This window comes from Diaphorobacter sp. LR2014-1 (assembly GCF_002916785.1).
GTDB lineage: Bacteria > Pseudomonadota > Gammaproteobacteria > Burkholderiales > Burkholderiaceae_C > Diaphorobacter > Diaphorobacter nitroreducens.
Window position 1 is genome coordinate 22,549 of the sequence record NZ_MTBE01000002.1, and the last position, 20,787, is coordinate 43,335.

Consider the following 20,787-nt stretch of genomic DNA (forward strand, 5'->3'; position numbering starts at 1 on the left):
CCCGCCTGGGCGCCACCACGGCGCCCGTTCGCGGGTATGCTGCGCTGTTTCATGGTCGCACGACGACCCGTTGGAAGAGCCCAAGCCCACCCATGAAACACCTGCTGAATCTGCTGGCCGCCATTGCCCTGCTGGTCTGGGGCACGCACCTCGTGCGCACCGGCGTGCTGCGCGTGTTTGGCGCCAATCTGCGCACCATGCTGGCGCGCAGCATGGGCAACCGCTTTTCCGCCGCGCTCTCGGGCATGGGTGTGACGGCCCTGGTGCAGTCCAGCACCGCCACCTCGCTCATGACCTCGTCCTTCGTGGGCCAGGGGCTGATCACGCTGCCCGCGGCGCTGGCCGTGATGCGCGGCGCCGACGTGGGCACCGCGCTCATGTCCGTGCTGTTCTCGCTGGACCTGTCGTGGCTGTCGCCGCTGTTCATCTTCGTGGGCGTGGTGCTGTTCATTGCACGCCAGGCCGGCACCGCCGGGCGTGTGGGGCGCGTGCTGATCGGGCTGGGGCTGATGCTGCTGGCGCTGGAGATGGTGATGCAGGCCAGCGGCCCCATGCTGGCCTCGCCCGTCATCAAGATGGTGCTGGGCTCGGTGCGCAGCGACATTGCGCTGGAGATCATCCTGGGCACGGTGCTGGCCGTGCTGGCCTACTCCAGCCTCGCCATCGTGCTGCTGATCGCGGCCATGGCCGCCTCGCACGTGGTGCCGCTGGACGTGGCCCTGGGCCTGGTGTTGGGCGCCAACCTGGGCAGCGGCCTGGTGGCGGTACTGACCACCGCCAAGTCGGCCGTGGAGGTGCGCCAGGTCACCGTGGGCAACCTGGTGTTCAAGGTCATGGGCGTGCTGCTGGTGGCCCCGTTCATCGGGCTGTGGCTGCGGCACCTGCAGCCGCACATGCCGGGTACGGCCCAGGGCGTGGTGCTGTTCCACCTGGCCTACAACATCCTCATCAGCGTGGGCTTCATCGGCTTCACGCAATGGGTGGCGCGCGCTGTGGCGTGGCTGCTGCCCAAGCCCGAAAGCGCGCAGCGCCGCCGCCCGCAGCACCTGGACCCGTCCGCGCTGTCCACGCCCTCGCTGGCCATCTCCTGCGCGGCGCGCGAGGCGCTGTACCAGGCCGACGTGGTGGAGACCATGTTGCTGGGCGTGCTGCAGGTCATACGCCACAACGACCAGGACCTGGCCGAACGCCTGCGCAAGATGGACGACGAGGTGGACGAGCTGTACTCCGCCATCAAGTACTACCTGACGAAGATCTCGCGCGAGGCCCTGGGCGAGGAGGAAAGCCGCCGCTGGGCCGACATCATCAGCTTCACCATCAACATGGAGCAGGTGGGCGACATCATCGAGCGCGTGCTGCAGGACATCGAGGACAAGAAGATCCGCAAGGGCCGCGACTTCTCCGAGGCCGGCATGGCCGAGATCACCGAACTGCACCAGCGCCTGGTGGACAACCTGCGCCTGGGCATGAGCGTGTTCCTGAACGGCAACCTGCGCGACGCGCAGCGCCTGCTGGAGGAGAAGGTGCGCTTTCGCGACCTGGAGCGCGCCTACGCCGCCAGCCACCTACTACGACTGTCGGACGGCACGGTGCCGGCCATGGAGACCAGCTCGCTGCACATCGACCTGATCAGCGACCTCAAGCGCATCAACTCGCACATCTGCTCCATCGCCTACCCCATCCTGGAGTCGGCCGGCGCGCTGGCCCCCAGCCGCCTCAAGGCCCTGCGCGCGGCGCCCGCGCCGCAGAACGATCACCCCTGAGGCGCTGCCGCCTGGGGACGGCGCGCATAGCGCTGCGCCAGCACCGCGCACACCATGAGCTGCATCTGGTGGAACACCATCAGCGGCAGCACGATGGCGCCCGCGGCCTCCGAGGGGAACAGCACCTTGGCCATGGGTACGCCGCTCACCAGGCTCTTCTTGGAGCCACAGAACACGATGGTGATCTCATCCTCCTTGGAAAAACCCAGGCGCCGCGCCAGCCAGGTGGTGGCGGTGAGCGCCAGGCCCAAGATCACCGCGCACACCACCAGCAGGCCGGCCAGCGCGGGCAGCGGCAACTCGCGCCACAGGCCGCCCACCACGGCTGCGCTGAATGCGGTGTAGACCACCAGCAGCACCGAGCCCTGGTCCACGTACTTGAGCGTCGCCGCGTGGCGGCCAATGAAACCGCCGATCCACGGCCGCAGCAGGTGCCCCGCAACGAAGGGCAGCATCAGCTGCAGCATGATGCGACCGATGCTGCCCAGCACATCCTGCTGCACCGCGCCCGAGGCCTGCGGCAGCACCACGCCCACCAACAGCGGCGTGATCACGATACCCAGCAGGGTGGAGGCGGAAGCGCTGCAGATGGCCGCCGCCATGTTGCCACGCGCCACCGCCGTGAACGCGATGGCCGACTGCACCGTGGCCGGCAGCACACACAGGAACAGCACGCCGGTGTACAGCTCTGGCGTCACCAGCGGCTGCAGCACCGGCCGCAGCACTAGGCCCAGCACCGGAAACAGCATGAAGGTGCTGGCCACCACCAGCAGGTGCAATCGCCAGTGGCCGATGCCTGCGATCACGGCCTCGCGCGACAGCTTGGCGCCATGCATGAAGAACAGCAGCGCCACCACGCCCACGGTGGCCTTCTCGAAAAACGCGCCCACGGCGCCGGATGCAGGCAGCAGGCTGGCCAGCGTGACGGTGGCCACGAGGGCAAGGGTGAAGTTGTCGGGCAGCAGACGGGAACGGGCCATGGTGTGCGAGGAGCGGTGGAGAAAGCGTGCCGTAGTGCGGCGAGCCTGCCGGCGCAGGCATGAGGCCTGGATTGTCGGGCATGTGCCCCTAGGGCGTCGGCGCGCCGCATGTTCTCCAGTCCGCTGCACAGGCAACCGCCGCGGCGGCGCTTCACTAACGAATGAAATCGCTGTCTAACGCTTGTCCATTATGCGGTAACAGCTATTGTTTTAATAGCAAATCACCACCCATAGAAACCGGCCAGCACCAGCGCCGCCTCCGGCGTGAACGCCCCTTGAGCCAGGCGGTCGTGCACCTCGCCATGGGTCAGGCATTCGAAGTGCGCCACTTCGCCATCCTGGTTCACCGGCACCACGCCCTCGGGCACGGTGGCGTGGAACCAGTCGATGCGCTCCACCATGTAGCCGGTGCCACCCGCCTCGCTGCTGGGCTGCGCAAACTGCACATGGCCGCCGGCTGCCAGGGCCTGCAGTTGCTCCAGGCGCAGCCCGGCCTCCTCCCATGTCTCGCGCGCCAGGGCTTCATGCAGGCTGTCGGCCGCGGACACCATGCCGCCCATCAGCGTGTCCCACTGGCCGGGGTTGTTGGGCTTGGTGAAGGAGCGCTGCTGCACCCACAGGGCGCCCCCCGCCGTGCAGCCCACCAGGTGCACGGCCTGCGTGGCCAAACCCAGCACGCGCACGGCCCCGCGCTCCACGGTCGCCAGGCGCCGGCCATTGGGCGTGCACACGGCCAGTTGCTCGTCGCGCCAGGGGCCGCAGCGGCCCGCCGTGCGCAGCGCATGGGCCAGCGCATTCAGCGCCGCCGTGGCCTCCTGCGCCGGCAGGGCCCAGGCGGGTTGCCCTTGATGCTCTACTTGTGATAGCTGCCAGCGCTTGTCCAGCAATCTCTGAATGCCAATCTGATCAAAAACCGCGGCATCCACCGACCCCACGCACTCGCGCCCCAACAGCAGCGGCACGCGCGGTGCCACTGGCGGGCACTGCGCCTGTCGGCGTGCGGCGGCCACCCAGGCGGGCGCCGGCTGGCTGGGCGCCGTCATTCCAGCGTGAGGATGGTGGAGCCCGTGGTCTTGCGCGCCTCCAGGTCGCGGTGCGCCTGCTGCACGTCGCGCAGCGCATAGCGCTGGGCAATGTGGATCTTCACCTGGCCGCTGGCCACCACGGCGAACAGGTCGTCCGCCATGGCCTGCGTGGCCTCGCGCGTGGTGATGTGGCTGAACAGCGTCTGGCGCGTGACGTACAGCGAGCCCTTGGCGCCCAGCATACCGGGTGCGAACGGCGCCACGGGGCCCGACGCGTTGCCGAAGCTGGCCATCAACCCGAAGGGACGCAGGCAATCCAGCGACTTGTCCCAGGTGTCCTTGCCCACGGAGTCGTACACCACCTTCACGCCGCGCCCGCCGGTGATCTCCTTGACCCGGGCGGCGAAGTCTTCCTTGGCATAGTTGATGGCGTAGGCCGCGCCGTTGTCCAGCGCCAGCTGGCACTTGGCGTCCGATCCTGCGGTGCCGATGAGCTGCAGGCCCAGGGCCTTGGCCCACTGGCAGGCGATCAGGCCCACGCCCCCCGCGGCCGCGTGGAACAGCACGAAGTCGCCGGGCTCCAGCCCTTCGACGGGGCGGGTTTTCTTCAGCAGGTACTGGGCGGTCAGGCCCTTGAGCATCATGGCCGCACCGGTCTCGAAGCTGATCGCATCGGGCAGCTTGCACACGCACTTGGCGGGCATCACGCGCACTTCGCAGTAGCTGCCGGGCGGCTGGCTGGCGTAGGCCGCGCGGTCGCCAACACGCAGGTGCGTGACGCCCTCGCCCACCGCCTCGATCACACCCGCGCCCTCCATGCCGATGCTGGCCGGCATGTTCAAGGGGTACAGGCCGGTGCGGTGGTACACGTCGATGAAGTTCAGGCCCACCGCGCGGTGGCGGATGCGCACCTCGCCCGGGCCGGGCTCGCCGACCTGCACGTCAACGATCTGGAGTTCTTCGGGGCCACCGTGCTGGCGGATCTGAACGGCGAGGGTCATGGGAATGGGTCTCCTGGAATGATTGCAAGCGAACGCCGCAGATGCTGCCATGATTTGCCAGCCCTTGCCGTGCGCGGGACACACACGGGAGGACGCCGACTGTCACGTCTTTCGCTTACAGTTGCTGCCCCTATGACCCAACGACTCTCACCGGGCACGATTGCGATGCTCGTGGCCGCGCCGCTGCTATGGGCCGGCAATGCCGTGGTTGGCCGCGCGCTGAACACGCTGATCCCGCCCATCACCCTGAACTTCGTGCGCTGGCTGCTGGCGTTTGCGTTGCTGCTGCCGCTGGCCTGGCAGGTGCTGCGCCCCGGCAGCCCGCTGTGGCCGCACTGGCGCCGCTATGCGCTGCTGGGCCTGCTGGGCATCGGCAGCTACAACGCGCTGCAGTACCTGGCACTGCAGACCTCCACGCCGCTGAACGTGACGCTGGTGGGCTCGGGCATGCCGGTATGGATGCTCATCATCGGCGCGCTGTGCTTCGGCGTGCCGGCCTCGCGCAGGCAAATAGCGGGGGTGCTGCTGTCGGTGGCCGGCGTGGTGCTGGTGCTCAGCCGCGGCAGCTGGGAGCAGTTGCTGGCACTGCGCCTGGTGCCGGGCGACCTGTACATGGTGGCGGCCACCATCTCCTGGTCGTTCTACAGCTGGCTGCTGGTGCGCACCAGCGAGCCGCGCGAACTGCGCGGCGACTGGGCGGCCTTCCTCATGGCGCAGATGATCTTCGGACTGGGCTGGTCGGGCGCCTTTGCGGGCGTGGAATGGTCACTGGGCGCCACGCAGATCACCTGGGGCTGGCCGCTGGCTGCTGGCCTGGCCTTCATCGCCGTGGGCCCGGCCATCCTGGCCTATCGCTTTTGGGGCGTGGCGGCGCAACGCGCGGGGCCGGTGGTGGGGGGATTCTTCATCAACCTCACACCGCTGTTCGCGGCAGTGCTGTCCACGGTCTTCCTCGGCGAAGCGCCGCACCTGTACCACGCCCTGGCGTTCGCACTGATCGTCGGCGGCATCGTGGTGTCGTCGCGCAGGGCCTGATCGGCTAGGGCCGCGCACAGGCGTCAGTGCGCTGCTGCGGGCTGCGCCTGCGGCGCGTCGCCGAAGCGGGCCTGCAGCACCTCCACCGGCATGGGGTGCGCCAGCAAGTAGCCCTGGTACACGTCGCAGCCATGCAGCGCGAGAAAGCTGCGCTGCTCCTCTGTCTCTACCCCCTCGACCACCACTTCCAGCTCCAGGTTGCGCGCCATGCCCAGGATGGTCTGCACCACCACATCGTCGCTGCGACTCTCGCCCAGGTGGTGCACGAAAGTGCGGTCGATCTTCAGCCGATGCAATGGCAGCCGCGTGAGGTAGGCCAGTGAAGAGTAGCCCGTGCCGAAGTCGTCCACGGCGAAGCGCACGCCCTTGGTGCGCAACTGGTGCATCTTGGCGATGGAGTCCTCCACGTCCTCCAGCACCAGGGATTCGGTGAGCTCCAGCTCCAGCCGGTGGGCCGGTGCGCCGCTGTGCTGCAGGAGCTGCGCCAGCTGCTCCACGAAGTCGGGGCTGCGGAACTGGCGCGCGCTCACATTCACGCTCAGCGACAGGTCGCGCAGCCGCGGCGATGCCTGCCAGCGCGCCAGCAGCTCGCAGGCGCTGGCCAGCACCCAGCGGCCCAGGAGCACGATGAGCTCGCTGTCCTCCGCCACGCTGATGAACTCCGCAGGCAGCACCAGGCCGCGCTCCGGGTGCTGCCAGCGCAGCAGCGCCTCGACCCCCACCACGGCGCCGTCGCGCGTGAACTGGGGCTGCAGGTGCAGCAGGAACTGCCCTTCGCGCAGCGCAGCCTGCAGGTCCGACTCCAGCCGCGCACGCGCGCTCAGCGCCACCTGCATGCGAGGGTCGAAGAAGCACACCGCGTTGCCGCGCTGCGCCTTGACCTGGTACATGGCGATGTCCGCCTGCTTGAGTACTTCGGCCGCGGTCTGCAGCACGCTGCCGAACAGCGCGGCGCCCACGCTGCAGCTGCCGTGGTAGCTCTGTCCCGCGATCGGATAGGGCTGCGCCAGCAGTTGCACGACCTTCTCGGCCACAGCGCGCACCTGCTCGCGGGCGCGTTCCGCCTCGGTCGCCAGGCCGGCCAGCAGCACCACGAATTCGTCCCCGCCCAGGCGCGCCACGATGTCGCCCACGCGCACGCCGCTTTCCAGGCGGCGGGCGACCTGCTGCAACAGGTAGTCCCCGATCTCGTGGCCCAGGGTGTCGTTAAGGGTCTTGAAATGGTCCAGGTCGATGAACAGCACCGCGCCATGCGTGCCCGTACGCACCGCCGATGCGCTGGCGTCGCCCAGCTGATCCAGCAGCAGGCGCCGGTTGGGCAGGCCGGTGAGCTGGTCGTAGAACGCCAGGTGTTCCACTTCGGCCGTGGCCAGCCGCAGATCGGTCACGTCGTGGTAGATGATGACCACGCCGCCATCGGCCGTGGCGCGCTCGGTGATCTGCACGTAATGGCCATTGGGCAAAAGCTGCTCCACCCCGCCTCGCGGCGTGCACTGCTGCTGCAGGCGCTCCTCCACCCACGCGCGCTTTTCCTCCGCGCTGGCGCCGGGCAGGTGGTAGTGCACAGTCGTCTCCAGTACGCGGCGAAACGGCACGCCCTCCCCGATGGTGCTGACGAGCCAGGGGAACATCTCCTCGAAGCGCAGGTTCCACTGCACCACGCAGCGCTGTGCGTCCAGCAACACGAAGCCGCTCACCATGGCTTCGAGCGCCTGGTCCAGCGTGGCCTTGGAGCGCGCCACCACCCGCCGCGCACTGTGCATGCGCCGCAGGTACAGGGCGACCACGCTTCCCGCGGCCACCACCGTGGCCGCAAACAGCAGCGCGCCGAACAGCACCGTCAGCGCCTCCTGCCGCCAGCCCGCCAGCGCCGCGTCGCGCGGCAGGCTGACGGTGGCCCACAGATCGGGGTAGATGAGCGGACGCGCCACCACCATGGCCGGCTTGCCCGACAGCCGTGCGCTGGCCTGCCATGCGTGCACGCCATCGTCCGCGCCGCCTTCCTGCAGGGCCGGCGCTGCGCGCTCCTGGCGCTCCACGGTCCCCTGTGGCGCCTCCACGCCCAGCAGCAGCACGCCTTGCGTGCGCTCCAGCGTCACTTCCATGTCGGGAACCTCCAGCCCCTGCATCAGCACCGCCACCAGTGCTTCCGTCGGCACCTGCGCGACGACCAGCAGCGGCGTGCCGTCGCCCATGCGCAACTGGCGCGCCATGTACAGCACCCGCTCGGAACTGGTAGGACTCACCACGGGTTGGCTGACGGACAGCGTGGCCACCGCAGGCGCGAGGGCGGCCGCCAGGAAGCCTTCGGGCAGCTCCACGCCGCCCAGTTCGCCGGTGGACGCCGAAGATGCCAGCACGGCGCCCCGCGCATCGAGCAGCGCCACGTAGCGCAGCAGGAGGTTCTGCCGCGCCACGCCGCGCAGCAGCGTGTCGGCCCCCGCCACGTCAAGGCCTGCACGGTCGCGTGCGCGCAGGTCCAGCAGCTCTTCCGTATGCGCCAACAGCACGTCGAAAGAGAGCAGCGTGCGGTTCATGCCCGCCTCCGCCCCCGCGGCGAAACGGGTGACGCGCGCCTCGGCAACGTCCAGCGCGTCCGCGCGCGTATGCCACAGCAGCACGGCCACCGCCACCGCCAGCCCCGCGAGCAGCGCAGCCACCACCCCCCAGGTGATCAGGTGCAGGCGCCTGCCGGGCATGGGCTTCATGGCTGCACCGGCGCACTCATGCGGCGCGCAGGACCGATGGTGCGATCCCAGATATCGCGGCAGCGGGCTCCGCAGCGCCGGACCCAGCGCGGCAGCACCACGGTGTTGAAGATGGTCTCGCGCCGCGCCTCGTCCTGCGCGCGCACCGGCACCAGCGCCATGGCGCCCTGGCGCCCAGTGGTGCAGCTAGGGCTCCCGACATTGCAGGCCAGGCCCTGCTCGGTCTCGCCCAGGGCACTGAGCCACACGGCCGTCTCCAGCTTGGGCAGCTCGGCCTGCAGCAGCTGGCGCAGATCGGCGGGCAGCGCCTGCCAGGCCGCGCGATTGGCCGCAAACACCGCCATGCCCCAGCTGATGGGCATGGGGTAGAGATAGGCCGCATGTGCGTGCAGACCGAGGATGTTGCCCGACATGCTGGCGGTGACGGCGCATTCGCTGGCGCCCGTCTCCATGCTCTTGACCACTTGCGCGAAGGGCACGCGCTGGGGCTTGGCGCCCAGCGCCGCAAAAAAATCGCCCTGCGCGGCCGAGGACACCCGCACATGCCGCCCGCGCAGGTCATCCAGGCCCAGCAGCGGGTCCTTGCAGAACAGCACCTGCGCCGGGTAAACGTAAACCGCCAGCAGCTCCACGCCATGCTCCTCGCGCAGGGCTTTCTCCAGGTACGGACGGAAGGCCGCGAGCGAAGCGCGCAGCGTCGCCAGGTCCGGATTCAGCCCCGGCAGGTCCACGGCGGTGTACTGGGGGTACTGTGCCGACAGGGAGCTCATGAGCACCGTGCCGAAGGGCACCACGCCCAGTTGCAAGAGGCGCAGCATCTCCATGCCCGGAACACCGGCACGGTCGAAGGGCACGATATCGGCGCGGTAGCGGCCCTCGCTCAGGCGCGGCAAATCGCGCGTCCAGAAGGGCGCCTCCAGTTGCGTGTACTGCGTGACGCCGGCCAGCCCTCCCACCACGCGCAGGCGCAACGGCGCGGCATCGGCCGCGGGCGTGTCCGGCGCGCCGGCGTGCGCGGCCGCGCACAGCAGCGCCGCGCCCCACAAGGCCAGCCGCCCGCGCAGTGCGGGGCAGCGCATCCGTCGTCCCAGCAGTTGCATGCAACACCCTTTCGGCACCTGAGCCCTGCAGCCGCCCGCCCCCATCGCGGCGCGGGGCATGGCGGTCGGTCGGAGCGTTCTCGCCCGTTGTGGTCTGGCGCGTTCCTCAGAAGGTGCCGGGATAGGCACCGCCGTCGGCCAATACGTTCTGCCCCGTCATATAGCCCGCGTGCACGCTGCACAGGAAGGCGCAGATGGCGCCGAACTCCTGCGGCGTACCAAAACGGCGCGCCGGGATGGCGCCTTGCTGGGCGCGGCGCACTTCATCGAGGCTCTTGCCGGTCTTGCCGGCCGCGGCCTGGAGGGTGCCCGCGAGCCGGTCGGTATCGAACTTGCCCGGCAGCAGGTTGTTGATGGTGACGCCCTGCGCGGCAATGGTGCTGCGCGCCGCGCCGGCCACAAAGCCGGTCAAGCCGCTGCGCGCGCCATTGGACAGGCCCAGGATGTCGATGGGGGCCTTCACTGCGCTGGAGGTGATGTTGACGATGCGGCCAAAGCCCCGCTGCGCCATGCCGTCCACCGTGGCGCGGATCAGTTCGATGGGCGTGAGCATGTTGGCATCCACCGCGCGCATCCAGGCATCGCGGTCCCACTCGCGGAAATCGCCGGGCGGGGGGCCGCCGGCGTTGGTGACCACGATGTCGAAGTCCCGGCCTGGCCCGCCGGCTATGGAAAAAACGGCTGCGCGCCCCTCTGGGGTGGTGATGTCGGCCGCCGCAGCCAGCACCGTGGGTTGGCTGCCATTTTGGCCTCCAACGCCCGATGCATCTGCGCCAATAGCTATCAAATCAGAAGCGGTGCGCTGCAATTCGCCGGCATTGCGGGCGTTGATCACCACGTTCACGCCCTCGCGCACCAGCGCTTCGGCGCAGCCGCGGCCCAACCCCTTGCTGGCCCCGCAGACCAGCGCCCATTTACCCGCGATACCCAGATCCATACCGTGCTCCATCGCCGCCGGAGGCGGTTCCTGTAAAACAATTTGAAACGATCATAGTGGACCCTGCCCACACCCGCATCAGGACCACCGCCCGCGTCGAACACCGCGCGGGGCACGAAAACCCGTCCTCCGTCCCAGGGAATGACCATCAACCGAACCGTCAGACGCGCGCGGCCATGACGGGTGTTGCACCGATCATGCTCCTGTGTGCCGCCATGCCAGGGCCCGTGTGCTGGAAGGCGATTCTCTGCGGTGCGCCTGAGCAGCGGCTGCAGCGCCGTCGGGTGCCGCCCAGGCAGCCGGCGCTGGCGTCCAGTACCTGCTCCTTCTGCGTTTTCACCCGATGCGTCGCCGCACCAGCCCGCCACTGTAGACGAGATACACCGCACCGCCCGCCAGGAAGACCGGCGACCGCGGCATCGCAGCGGGCCGGCACCGCGCGGCGGTTGTCGGCGCGACACGCGGCTGCGTAGCCGGCAGCTACGTTGGAGGCAGGCCGGAACGCGCCTCCCACCAAAGCATCCCTCACCCTTTCAACGCTTGTCGTCCAAGCGCCACCAGCGCCCCTTTCAGGAGCATCTGCGCCATTACCCCGTCGCCGCCACGCATAAAAAAAGCGCCCCGGAAAGGGGCGCCTTGCAGGGGGTGCCCTGGCACATGCCAGGGCGGCCATCTGCGTCAGTCCTCGACGAACGCTTCCTCGCGCTTCTTGCTCACCGCGGGCAGCAGCACGATGACCAGCAGCAGGGCCGCGGCCGCCAGCAGGCCGGCAGAGATGGGGCGCGAGACGAACACGCTCCAGTCGCCACGCGACAGCAGCAGCGCACGGCGCAGGTTTTCTTCCATCATCGGGCCCAGGATGAAGCCCAGCAGCAAGGGAGCGGGTTCCACCCCCAGCTTGTAGAACAGGTAGCCGATGACACCGAATCCGCCCACCATCCACACGTCGAACGTGTTGTTGTTGGTGGAGTACACCCCCACCGCGCAGAACAGCACGATGGACGGGAACAGCCAGCGATAAGGCACGGAGAGCAGCTTGATCCACATGCCGATCAGCGGCAGGTTCAGGATCACCAGCATGGCGTTGCCGATCCACATCGAGGCGATCAGGCCCCAGAACAGCTCGGGGTTGCTGGTCATCACCTGCGGGCCGGGCTGGATGTTGTGGATGGTCATGGCACCCACCATCAGCGCCATCACGGCGTTGGGCGGAATGCCCAGCGTCAGCAGCGGGATGAAAGAGGTCTGCGAACCCGCGTTGTTGGCCGACTCGGGAGCCGCCACGCCGCGGATGTTGCCCTTGCCGAACGGAACCTCACCGGGATGGAGCTTGGTCTTCTTCTCGATCGTGTAGGCCGCGAAGGCCGACAGCAGCGCGCCGCCGCCGGGCAGGATGCCCAGGGACGACCCCAGGGCCGTGCCGCGCAGCATGGCGGGGAGCATGCGCTTGAAGTCCTGTGCCGTGGGGAACAGGCCGTGCACCTTGGCGGCAAACACTTCGCGCTCGTCGTCGGGCTTGGACAGGTTGGCGATGATTTCGCCGTAGCCGAACACGCCCATGGCGATCACGGTGAAACTGATGCCGTCGGTCAGCTCGGGGATGTCAAAGCTGTAGCGGGCCACGCCGGAGTTCACGTCCGTGCCCACCAGGCCCATCAACAGGCCCAGCACGATCATGGCGACGGCCTTGAGCAGCGAGCCCGAAGCCAGCACCACGGCACCGATCAGGCCCAGCACCATCAGCGAGAAGTACTCGGCGGGGCCGAACTTGAAGGCCACTTCCGTCAGCGGGGGCGCAAAGGCCGCCAGGATCAACGTACCCACGCAGCCCGCGAAGAACGAGCCAATGCCGGCAGCCGCCAGTGCCGGGCCTGCACGGCCCGCGCGCGCCATCTGGTAGCCGTCGATCACGGTCACCACGGAGGACGACTCGCCCGGCAGGTTCACCAGGATGGCGGTGGTGGAGCCGCCGTACTGCGCGCCGTAATAGATGCCAGCGAGCATGATCAGCGCGGCCACGGGCGGCAGCGCATAGGTGGCGGGCAGCAGCATGGCGATGGTGGCCACGGGGCCCACGCCGGGCAGCACGCCGATCAGCGTGCCCAGCAGACAGCCGATAAAGCAATAGATCAGGTTCTGGAACGTAAACGCGACGCCAAAACCCATCGAGAGGTGTTCAAACAATTCCATGGTCTAGATCTCCGAATCAACCCACGATGAAGCTAGGCCAGACGGGGAACTGCAGAGCCAGCCCCCAGATGAATGCCACGTAGCTGCCCACGGCCAGGATGGTGGCCAGGATGAACACTTCCTTGAAGTGGAACTGGTTGCCCGCCAGGCTGGCCACGAAAGTCAGGCCGTAGATGGCAACGATCAGGCCCATGGCCGGCACGCCGAAGCTGGGCAGGCCCGCCAGCAGCACGCCGAACAACAGGTTGGCGGAAATGATGAAGAAGATCTGCTTCCACGCCCACTTGCCGATCTTGTCGCCGTCCACCGTCTCAACCACGGCGGCCTTGAACATGATGGCCGCGCCGATGATGCCCAGCAGAATGCCCAGCAGCAGGGGGAAGTAGCCCGGGCCCATGCGGGCGCCGGTTCCTACGCTGTAGGTGGTGGCGCCCCAGGCAAAACCACCGCCGACGACGAGGAACATGAGGCCGGAAAAGAAATCTTTCTGACTCTTGATTTTCACGAATGTCTCCCAAAAGGAACGCGACGGGCGATTGTGGAGTGTCGGGCAGCGTTTCTCGATGTGGATTCCACCTACCGGTAGATACAAGTTTTCCCTAGAGGCAACACCCCCGGAACTGCCCTTAGCACGGCACCGACCGCTGCGCGGCGTCGAAGGTGGCGCGAGGGCCCTGGTCAGGCCGGGCCTGCGCCGCAGGAGCGCGGACATACCGCCTTCCACCGCGTTGTGAAGGATGGACGCGCGCCTGATGAATGCGGCGGAACGACGCATCTGCTGCGCCGCGATGGCAGAGATCGAGGCGCTACTCCAGCGGCGGGGTGGCGGCGATGACTTCCTCGAACGTGGTCACGCCTTCGGCCGCGCGCAGCGCGCCCGCCAGGCGCAGCGGGCGCATGCCGTCCTGCACGGCCTGGCGGCGCAGCGCGTCGATGGAGGGCGATTGGTTCACCTGGGTCTTGAGCGCCTCGCTCACGGTGAGCAGTTCATAAAGCCCCATGCGGCCGCGAAATCCCGTCATACGGCACTCCACGCACCCCACGGGCCTATAGGCGCGATAGCCCCCGTTGATCTTCCAGGGGCGGATCATGTCGGCCAGCGCCTCGGGGTCGGCTGCCTCGTCCACCTGCCGGCAGTGCCGGCACAGCGTGCGCACCAGGCGCTGCGCCAGTACCCCCAGCAGCGTGGCGTTGATGAGGTACGGCGGCACGCCCAGCTCCATGAGTCGCGTGACGGCGCTGGGCGCGTCGTTGGTGTGCAGGGTGGAGAACACCAGGTGACCGGTGAGCGCGGCCTGCACGGCCATGTCCGCGGTGGCCAGGTCACGGATCTCGCCCACCATGATCACGTCCGGGTCCTGGCGCATGAGGGCACGCAGCCCTTCGGCGAAGGTGAAGTCCAGCTGCGGCTGCACCTGCGTCTGGTTGAAGCTGGGTTCGATCATCTCGATCGGGTCCTCCACCGTGCTCACGTTCACCTCCTCGGTGGCCACGCGCTTCAGGGTGGAGTACAGCGTGGTGGTCTTGCCCGAGCCCGTGGGTCCGGTCACCAGGATGATGCCGTGCGGGCGCTTGACGAGCTGCTCCCAGCGCTGCGCATCGTGCGCGGTGAAACCCAGCGCGTCCAGGTCCTTCACGGCGTTGTCGGGGTCGAAGATGCGCATCACCATCTTCTCGCCGAAAGCGGTGGGTAGCGTGGACAGGCGCATTTCCACCTCGTCGCCACGCGGGTTGCGCGTCTTGATGCGGCCGTCCTGCGGGCGGCGCTTTTCCACCACGTCCATGCGGCCCAGCAGCTTCACGCGCGCCACCATGGCATTGAGCACGCCCATGGGCATCTGGTAGACGGCATGCAACACGCCGTCGATGCGAAAGCGGATCACGCCCTGCTCGCGGCGCGGCTCCAGGTGGATGTCGCTCGCGCGCTGGTCGAAGGCGTACTGCCACAGCCAGTCCACCACGCGCACCACCCCCTGGTCGTTGGCGTCCAGTTGCTTGTTGGTCTTGCCCAACTCCACGAGCTGCTCGAAGCTGCTGCCCGCGGCGCCGCCGCCGGCCTTCTGCGCCTCGCGCACCGACTTGGCCAGCGCGTAGAACTCCGCCGTGTAGCGCGTGATGTGCTGGGGGTTGGCCAGCACGCGCCGCACCGTGCGCCGGGACTGGCGCTCCACCTCGGCCACCCAGTCATGCAGGAAGGGCTCGGCCGTGGCCACCACCACCTCCTTGGAGGTCACCTGCACCGGCAGCACCTTGTGGCGCTCGGCGTAGCTGGCACTCATGGCGTCGGCCACACGGCCCACGTCCACCTTCAGCGGGTCGATGCGCAGAAACGCCAGGCCGCAGCGCTGGGCCACGTATTCGGTGAGGATGTCCACGTCCAGCGGCTTGCCGTCGCTCGCGCGCAGCATGGCCACGTTGCCCAGCCGCACCAGCGGGTGCTGGCTGCTTTCGGCCTGCGAGCAGCGTGCAATGGTGCGCTGCGCCTGCTCGGCGGTGATCACGCCATCGGCACGCAGCCAATCGACGATGAGCCGCCACTGCAAGGGGCCGGTGGGCCCGCCGGCGGCCGTGGGGGGGGATGCGGGCAATGCTTCGGCAGTCATGGTGCGAGTGGCGGCAGAGGTCAGGCGACCGGTTTGAATACGCGCAGCCACTTGGTGGCCGGCAGGTCCCAGCGGGCCTGCACGCTTTCGGCGCGGGCCAGCAGCTCGGCACGTTTGGGCCGCGTGGGCGTGCGCTGGGCCAGCACCACGGTATTGCCCTCGCGCGTGGGCTTGAAGGCCCAGAGCGCGTCGGCGCCAAAGGCCTCGGCGAGCTTGTCCAGGCTGCGCTCGTAGCTGGAGGCGCGGCCGAACAGGTTCACCGTGAGGCAGCCGTCCAGCGTCAGCAGCGCGCGGCAGTCGGCATAGAACTCCGCGCTGTCCAGCACCGGCGCGGCGGCCTCATGGTCGTACAGGTCCACCGCCAGCGCGTCCACCGTGCCGTGCCATTCGGGTTTCTTGATTTCCTGGGCCGCGTCGGCCAGCACCACACGCTGCATGGGGCCGTCGGGTGGCAGCTTGAACCAGGCGCGGCAGACGGCCTCCACGCGCGGGTTCAGCTCGACCACGGTGCAGCACATGCGCAGCTTCTTGCGGCAGAACTTGGTGATGGCGCCGGCCCCCAGGCCCAGTTGCATCGCGTGGCGCTTGGCCACGCTGGCGGGCTCCACGAACAGCAGCCAGGCCATCATGCGTTGCACGTATTCCAGTTCGATCTCGAACGGCTGCGCGATGCGCATGGAGCCCTGAATCCACGGCGTGCCCAGGTGCAGGTGGCGCACTTCACCATCATCGGAGACGCTCACCTCGGGCAGTTCGGTGGCGGCGGTTTTCTTGCGGGTCAAATCGTTATACCAATCCAAAAGTCGCCAGGGCCTCGCCCCAGGCGTGCAGTTTTTTCTCGAAGCTCCACGACGCGTTGGCCGGGCTGGTGGACGGCAGGCGCAGCGATGGCATCGGCGCATCTGCCTTCAGCCCCAGGCTGGCGCGCACGGCCTTGGCGTGGCGGAAGCTTTCCCCGCCATTGTGGGCGATGGCGGCCAGCCCCGGCGCGCGGGCATGCAGGCCGGCGAAGTCGTTGACCTGCGCGTTGCGGATGCTGGTATCCAGGCTGCCCTCGCGCTCGCAGGCGGCATACACGTCCCACAGGCCCAGTCCGCGGGCCAGCAGCCAGTCGCAGCGCGCGGCGTACTGGTCGCGGCCCGGCAGCGGATGCTGCGGCCACAGCGCCGCCAGGATGCGCCAGAAGTGGTTCTGCGGATGGCCGTAATACTGCTGCGCGGCGAGCGATGCCACACCGGGGAAGCTGCCCAGCACCAGCACCCGCGTGCCGGAGCCCACCACGGGCGGCAGGCCGACCAGACGACCGGCAGACAGCACTACCGTTTTTTTCTGCGCAGCCACAGGCCCTCCATTACTATTGTTTATATAGCTGCTAGCGCTTTCTGCATAAGCCTTTGAGCCCGAAAGCACTCAAACCTATGCCAACAGTTCAGCCAGCCGTGGCAACGCTGCGCAAGCGTTGGCGCGCGTGGCATGGGCCAGTTCTGTGCTGGAGATGCCGCGCAGCTGCGCCACCACCGCACCGATGCGCGGTAGCTGTGCAGGCGTGTTGCGTGCGGGCGGGCGGCCAGCGGCGCGCTCGGCCGCGGTCACGTAGAGCCAGTGCGGCGGAATGTCGGGCGCATCGGTCTCCACCACCAGCGCGTCCAGCGGCAGTTCGGTGGCCAGGCGGCGCAACTGCAGCGCACGGTCGAAGGTGACCGCGCCGCCAAAGCCCAGCTTGAAGCCCAGATCGATGAAGGCCTGCGCCTGCTGCAGGCTGCCATTGAAGGCATGGGCAATGCCGCCGCGCACCGGCAGCTCGCGCAGCGCCTTGAGCAACTGGTCCGCCGAGCGGCGCACATGCAGGATCACGGGCAGGTCGAACCGGCGCGCCAACTGCAGCTGCGCCCGGTAAAAGTGCTGCTGGCGCCCCGTGTCCAGATGGGGCACGAAGAGGTCCAACCCGATTTCGCCGACGGCCACCAGGCGCGGGTCATCCTGGTACTGCTCCAGCGCGCGCGCCAGGGCGGGCAAGTCTTCGTCGCCGGCGACGGGAGTGAACAGGGGATGGATGCCCAGCGCATAGCTGTCGCCGTGGCGGTGCGCCAGGTCCCGCACGGCTTGCAGATTGGCGAGTTCCACCGCGGGCAGCACGCAGTGGGCCACGCCGGCCTGCGCGGCGCGTGCACGCTCGGCATCTGCGAGCGCTGCGCCGCCGTGATCTGCAAATTCATCCAGGTGGCAATGGGTGTCGATCCAGACGTCCATGCGCCGGATCATGCCACCGCACGCCCCCAGCGCCGGCCCGCAGTGTCTCAGTGCGTTTCAGCGCCAATACTCTGCGGATCGGTCGGCGGCGCATCGGCGCCGCAGGAGCTGCTGTGCCCCATCAGCCCTTCTTGCTCAGCGGGCAGGTGTTCATGCCCAGCAGCGAGTACGCAGGGCAGGTGCCCGCCAGGCCGGTCAGCAGTGGCACCACGCCCAGCCAGCCCCACCAGCCCACGGTGCCCGTGGCCGCCAGGCCGATGAGCACCAGACCCACCGCGATGCGCAGCCCGCGGTCCCAACCCCCAACGTTGTGTTTCATGACACTTCTCCTAGTTGACGAAAAAACGGTACCTCTGCGCAGCGACGCGGCCGCTCAGGGGCAGAAGATGTCCTTGAGCGCAGCCACGAGCTTTTCCGCCGCCGGGTCGGCAATGCGGTAGTACAGAGTCTGCGCGTCGCGGCGGAAGGTCACCAGCCCCTCGTCGCGCATGCGCGCCAGGTGCTGCGACAGCGCGGACTGGCTCAGGCGCACTTGCTCCAGCAGCGTGCCCACGGAGGCCTCGCCCTGCTCGATCAGCAGGCACAGCACGAGCAACCGGTGCTCGTTGCCCACCGCGCGCAGCAGCGCGGCAGCGCGCGCGGCGCCCTGCTGCATGAATTCCAGGTCGGCGGTAGTGGCCACCTGCGCTCCTTGTTGATAAATATCTAAATTAACGTATTCTAATTTAGTAGATACTAATAAACGTGTCAACAGCGCCGAGCAGGCGCATTCCTTTCACCACCAGGAGTTCCACCATGACCTCGTCCACCGACTACAAGGCCCTCACGCGCGAAATCTCTAGCAACGTCAGCGAGCTGCGCAACAGCGTTCCGCAGGTGATGCAAGGTTTCAACGCGCTGGGCAAGGCGGCTCTCGCGGGCGGCGCCATCGACGCCAAGACCAAGGAGCTGATCGCGCTGGGCATTGGCGTGGCCGCGCGCTGCGATGGCTGCATCGGCTTTCACACCCAAGCGCTGGCACGCCTGGGCGCCACGCGCGCCGAGGTGCACGAGGTGCTGGGCATTGCGGTGTACATGGGCGGCGGCCCCGCCCTGATGTACGCAGCCAATGCCGTGGCCGCGTTCGACGAGTGCGCACCCGCGCAGGCGCCCGCCGCGACGGCCTGATTTACTATTGAAAATATAGCTGCCAGCGCTTGTCCAGCAAGCGCTGGAGGCCGTTTTAGCTCAAAGCACCGGAGACCAAGCGCACGACGCGGTCGCACCGCGCGGCCAGCGATTCATCGTGCGTGACCATCACGAAGGCGGTGCCCTGCTCGCGCGCAAGCTGCAGCATGAGGGCGAACACGGCATCGGCGGTCGCGCGGTCCAGGTTGCCAGTGGGCTCGTCGGCCAGCACGCAGGCCGGCTGCGTGACCAGCGCCCGGGCAATGGCCACGCGCTGGCGCTCGCCACCCGACAGTTCCGCCGGGCGATGGTGCACACGCTCGCCCAGGCCCACGGCCTGGAGCATGCGCACCGCCCGCTCGATGCACTGCGCGTACGGCTCGCGGCGGATGCGCAGCGGCATGGCCACGTTGTCCTGGGCGCTGAACTCGGGCAACAGGTGGTGGAACTGGTAGATGAAGCCCAGGTGCGCATTGCGCAGGCGCCCCTGTTGCGCGGGCGATAGCGCCTGCAGCGCCTGCCCCTGGAGCGTGACGGTGCCGGCGCTGGGCGCGTCCAGCCCCCCCAGCAGATGCAGCAGCGTGCTCTTGCCCGAGCCCGACGCCCCAACGATGGCCAGCGTCTCGCCGGCGTGCACTGCCAGGTCCACGCCCTTGAGCACGGTGACGTCCAGCCGGCCCTCGGTAAAGCGCTTGGTCAGGCCTTGCGCCTGCAGCACCACTTGCCCATTACTCATAGCGCAGCGCCTCCGCGGGGTTCACGCGGCTGGCGCGCCAGCTCGGGTACAGGGTGGCCACGAAGGCCAGGATCAGGGAAATGACGGCAATGGGCGCGATGTCGCTGCTTTGCGGGTCGCTGGGCATCTTGCTGATGAGGTAGATGTCCTTGGGCAGGAAGCTGGCGTTCAGCGCCCGCTCGATGGCGGGCACGATCACGTCGATGTTGAAGGCCACGCCCAGGCCCAGCAGCAGGCCGGCCAGCGTGCCGATCACGCCCACCATGGCGCCCTGCACCATGAACACACCCATGATGCTGGCGGGGCTGGCGCCCAGCGTGCGCAGGATGGCGATGTCCGCACGCTTGTCGGTCACGGTCATCACCAGCGTGGACACCAGGTTGAATGCCGCCACCGCAACGATCAGCGTGAGGATGATGAACATCATGCGCTTTTCCAGCTGCACGGCCGCGAACCAGGTGCGGTTCTGCTGCGTCCAGTCGCGGATCAACAGGTTGCCCGAGAGGCTGTGCGCCAGCTGCTGCGTGACTTCGGGTGCGTCATGCAGGTTCTTGAGCTTCAGGCGCACGCCGGTCGGCCCTTCCAGGCGGAAGATGCGCTCGGCATCCTCGTGGTGCAGCATCACCAGCGCAGAGTCGTATTCATAGTGGCCCGAATTGAAGGTGCCCGCCACCGTCATCTGCTTGAGGCGCGGCACCACGCCCGCAGGCGTGACCTGGCCGGCCGGGGCAATCAGCGTGACCGCATCACCCGCGCGCACGCCCAGCTGGCGCGCCAGCTCACTGCCCAGGATCACGCGGAACTCGCCCGGCACCAGGGCCTTCAGGCCCTCCAGATTCTCGGCGGCCAGGTCGGTCACCTCGGCCTCGTGCGCGGGGTCGATGCCGCGCACCAGCGCGCCCTTCATGTCCTCGCCACGCGCCAGCAGCGCCTGGGCGGCGACGAAGGGCGCGGCGCCCACCACGTTCGGATTGGCCCGCGCCTCGGCCAGCGTGCGCGGCATGTCGGGCAGCGCTGCACCGCCCGGCGCGAAGATCTCGATGTGCGAGACCACGCTGAGCATGCGGTCGCGCACCTCTTTCTGAAAGCCGTTCATCACGGACAGAACGATGATGAGTGCCGCCACCCCCAGCGAGATGCCCAGCATGGACACGCCCGAGATGAAGGAGATGAAGCCGTTGCGCCGCGTGGCCCGGCCTGCCCGGGTGTAGCGCCAGCCCAGGGCCAGTTCGTAGGGAATTTGCATGGAATCGCGATTGTGTCATCGACCCGGGCCCGCGGCGCGGGCCCAG

Annotated in this window: 19 protein-coding genes; 3 read left to right on the plus strand and 16 right to left on the minus strand. The window is 68.4% G+C overall.

The window, feature by feature from the left end:
* Positions 1 to 92: 92 nt before the first annotated feature.
* Entirely contained in the window at positions 93 to 1,763 is a 1,671-nt protein-coding gene (locus BV908_RS02020; protein ID WP_103737065.1) for a Na/Pi cotransporter family protein, read from the plus strand.
* Here the strand turns inward: BV908_RS02020 and BV908_RS02025 are convergent.
* The 3 genes from BV908_RS02025 to BV908_RS02035 all read right to left on the minus strand — a co-directional run bounded on the left by BV908_RS02025 (position 1,754) and on the right by BV908_RS02035 (position 4,769).
* A complete protein-coding gene (locus BV908_RS02025) occupies positions 1,754 to 2,743 on the minus strand; it encodes a bile acid:sodium symporter family protein (RefSeq protein WP_103737066.1) in 990 nt (329 codons plus the stop codon). The genes BV908_RS02020 and BV908_RS02025 overlap by 10 nt on opposite strands.
* A gap of 221 nt (positions 2,744 to 2,964) precedes the next feature.
* A complete protein-coding gene (locus tag BV908_RS02030) occupies positions 2,965 to 3,786 on the minus strand; it encodes an NUDIX domain-containing protein (RefSeq protein ID WP_103737067.1) in 822 nt (273 codons plus the stop codon).
* Positions 3,783 to 4,769, minus strand: coding sequence for a quinone oxidoreductase (locus BV908_RS02035; RefSeq protein WP_103737068.1), 987 nt, complete (start codon positions 4,767 to 4,769; stop codon positions 3,783 to 3,785). The genes BV908_RS02030 and BV908_RS02035 overlap by 4 nt, the downstream gene beginning before the upstream one ends.
* 132 nt (positions 4,770 to 4,901) lie before the next feature.
* On the opposite strand from BV908_RS02035, the gene BV908_RS02040 reads away from it, so the two are divergent.
* Positions 4,902 to 5,804 (plus strand): DMT family transporter, encoded by a 903-nt coding sequence (locus tag BV908_RS02040; protein ID WP_041838882.1) that lies wholly within the window; start codon positions 4,902 to 4,904, stop codon positions 5,802 to 5,804.
* Between the two features lie 23 nt (positions 5,805 to 5,827).
* Here the strand turns inward: BV908_RS02040 and BV908_RS02045 are convergent, their stop codons facing one another.
* The 11 genes from BV908_RS02045 to BV908_RS02095 form a co-directional block, all read right to left on the minus strand.
* Positions 5,828 to 8,512: an EAL domain-containing protein gene (locus tag BV908_RS02045; protein WP_103737069.1), complete on the minus strand. Its 2,685-nt coding sequence runs from the start codon at positions 8,510 to 8,512 to the stop codon at positions 5,828 to 5,830.
* A complete protein-coding gene (locus BV908_RS02050; RefSeq protein ID WP_103737070.1) occupies positions 8,509 to 9,591 on the minus strand; it encodes a TRAP transporter substrate-binding protein in 1,083 nt (360 codons plus the stop codon). The genes BV908_RS02045 and BV908_RS02050 overlap by 4 nt, the downstream gene beginning before the upstream one ends.
* Before the next feature lie 127 nt (positions 9,592 to 9,718).
* Complete coding sequence (locus BV908_RS02055; RefSeq protein ID WP_103737202.1) at positions 9,719 to 10,549, minus strand: SDR family oxidoreductase; 831 nt, start codon at positions 10,547 to 10,549, stop codon at positions 9,719 to 9,721.
* A gap of 678 nt (positions 10,550 to 11,227) precedes the next feature.
* Complete coding sequence (locus BV908_RS02060) at positions 11,228 to 12,739, minus strand: tripartite tricarboxylate transporter permease (RefSeq protein ID WP_103737071.1); 1,512 nt, start codon at positions 12,737 to 12,739, stop codon at positions 11,228 to 11,230.
* 16 nt (positions 12,740 to 12,755) lie between these two features.
* Complete coding sequence (locus BV908_RS02065) at positions 12,756 to 13,244, minus strand: tripartite tricarboxylate transporter TctB family protein (RefSeq protein WP_103737072.1); 489 nt, start codon at positions 13,242 to 13,244, stop codon at positions 12,756 to 12,758.
* 301 nt (positions 13,245 to 13,545) lie between these two features.
* Positions 13,546 to 15,342 carry a GspE/PulE family protein gene (locus tag BV908_RS02070; protein WP_047349871.1) on the minus strand — a complete coding sequence of 599 codons (1,797 nt, stop codon included), beginning with the start codon at positions 15,340 to 15,342 and terminating at the stop codon, positions 13,546 to 13,548.
* Between the two features lie 20 nt (positions 15,343 to 15,362).
* Positions 15,363 to 16,124, minus strand: coding sequence for a hypothetical protein (locus BV908_RS02075; protein ID WP_011806519.1), 762 nt, complete (start codon positions 16,122 to 16,124; stop codon positions 15,363 to 15,365).
* A 4-nt stretch (positions 16,125 to 16,128) separates the two neighbouring features.
* Positions 16,129 to 16,683 carry a DNA-deoxyinosine glycosylase gene (locus BV908_RS02080; RefSeq protein WP_015914073.1) on the minus strand — a complete coding sequence of 185 codons (555 nt, stop codon included), beginning with the start codon at positions 16,681 to 16,683 and terminating at the stop codon, positions 16,129 to 16,131.
* Between the two features lie 75 nt (positions 16,684 to 16,758).
* Positions 16,759 to 17,592: a TatD family hydrolase gene (locus tag BV908_RS02085; RefSeq protein ID WP_210433981.1), complete on the minus strand. Its 834-nt coding sequence runs from the start codon at positions 17,590 to 17,592 to the stop codon at positions 16,759 to 16,761.
* Between the two features lie 121 nt (positions 17,593 to 17,713).
* Entirely contained in the window at positions 17,714 to 17,911 is a 198-nt protein-coding gene (locus BV908_RS02090) for a DUF2892 domain-containing protein (RefSeq protein WP_011806522.1), read from the minus strand.
* A gap of 54 nt (positions 17,912 to 17,965) precedes the next feature.
* Complete coding sequence (locus tag BV908_RS02095) at positions 17,966 to 18,247, minus strand: metalloregulator ArsR/SmtB family transcription factor (RefSeq protein WP_172209352.1); 282 nt, start codon at positions 18,245 to 18,247, stop codon at positions 17,966 to 17,968.
* Positions 18,248 to 18,387: 140 nt separating this feature from the next.
* Here BV908_RS02095 and BV908_RS02100 point away from each other — a divergent pair, with 140 nt between their 5' ends.
* On the plus strand, positions 18,388 to 18,759 hold the full coding sequence (locus BV908_RS02100) for a carboxymuconolactone decarboxylase family protein (RefSeq protein ID WP_011806524.1): 372 nt from the start codon (positions 18,388 to 18,390) through the stop codon (positions 18,757 to 18,759).
* A gap of 55 nt (positions 18,760 to 18,814) precedes the next feature.
* Here the strand turns inward: BV908_RS02100 and lolD are convergent, their stop codons facing one another.
* Both lolD and BV908_RS02110 read right to left on the minus strand, forming a co-directional pair.
* A complete protein-coding gene (gene lolD, locus BV908_RS02105) occupies positions 18,815 to 19,495 on the minus strand; it encodes a lipoprotein-releasing ABC transporter ATP-binding protein LolD (RefSeq protein WP_047349873.1) in 681 nt (226 codons plus the stop codon).
* Complete coding sequence (locus tag BV908_RS02110) at positions 19,488 to 20,741, minus strand: lipoprotein-releasing ABC transporter permease subunit (RefSeq protein WP_011806526.1); 1,254 nt, start codon at positions 20,739 to 20,741, stop codon at positions 19,488 to 19,490. Before BV908_RS02110 ends, lolD begins: the two co-directional genes overlap by 8 nt.
* Positions 20,742 to 20,787: the final 46 nt, after the last annotated feature.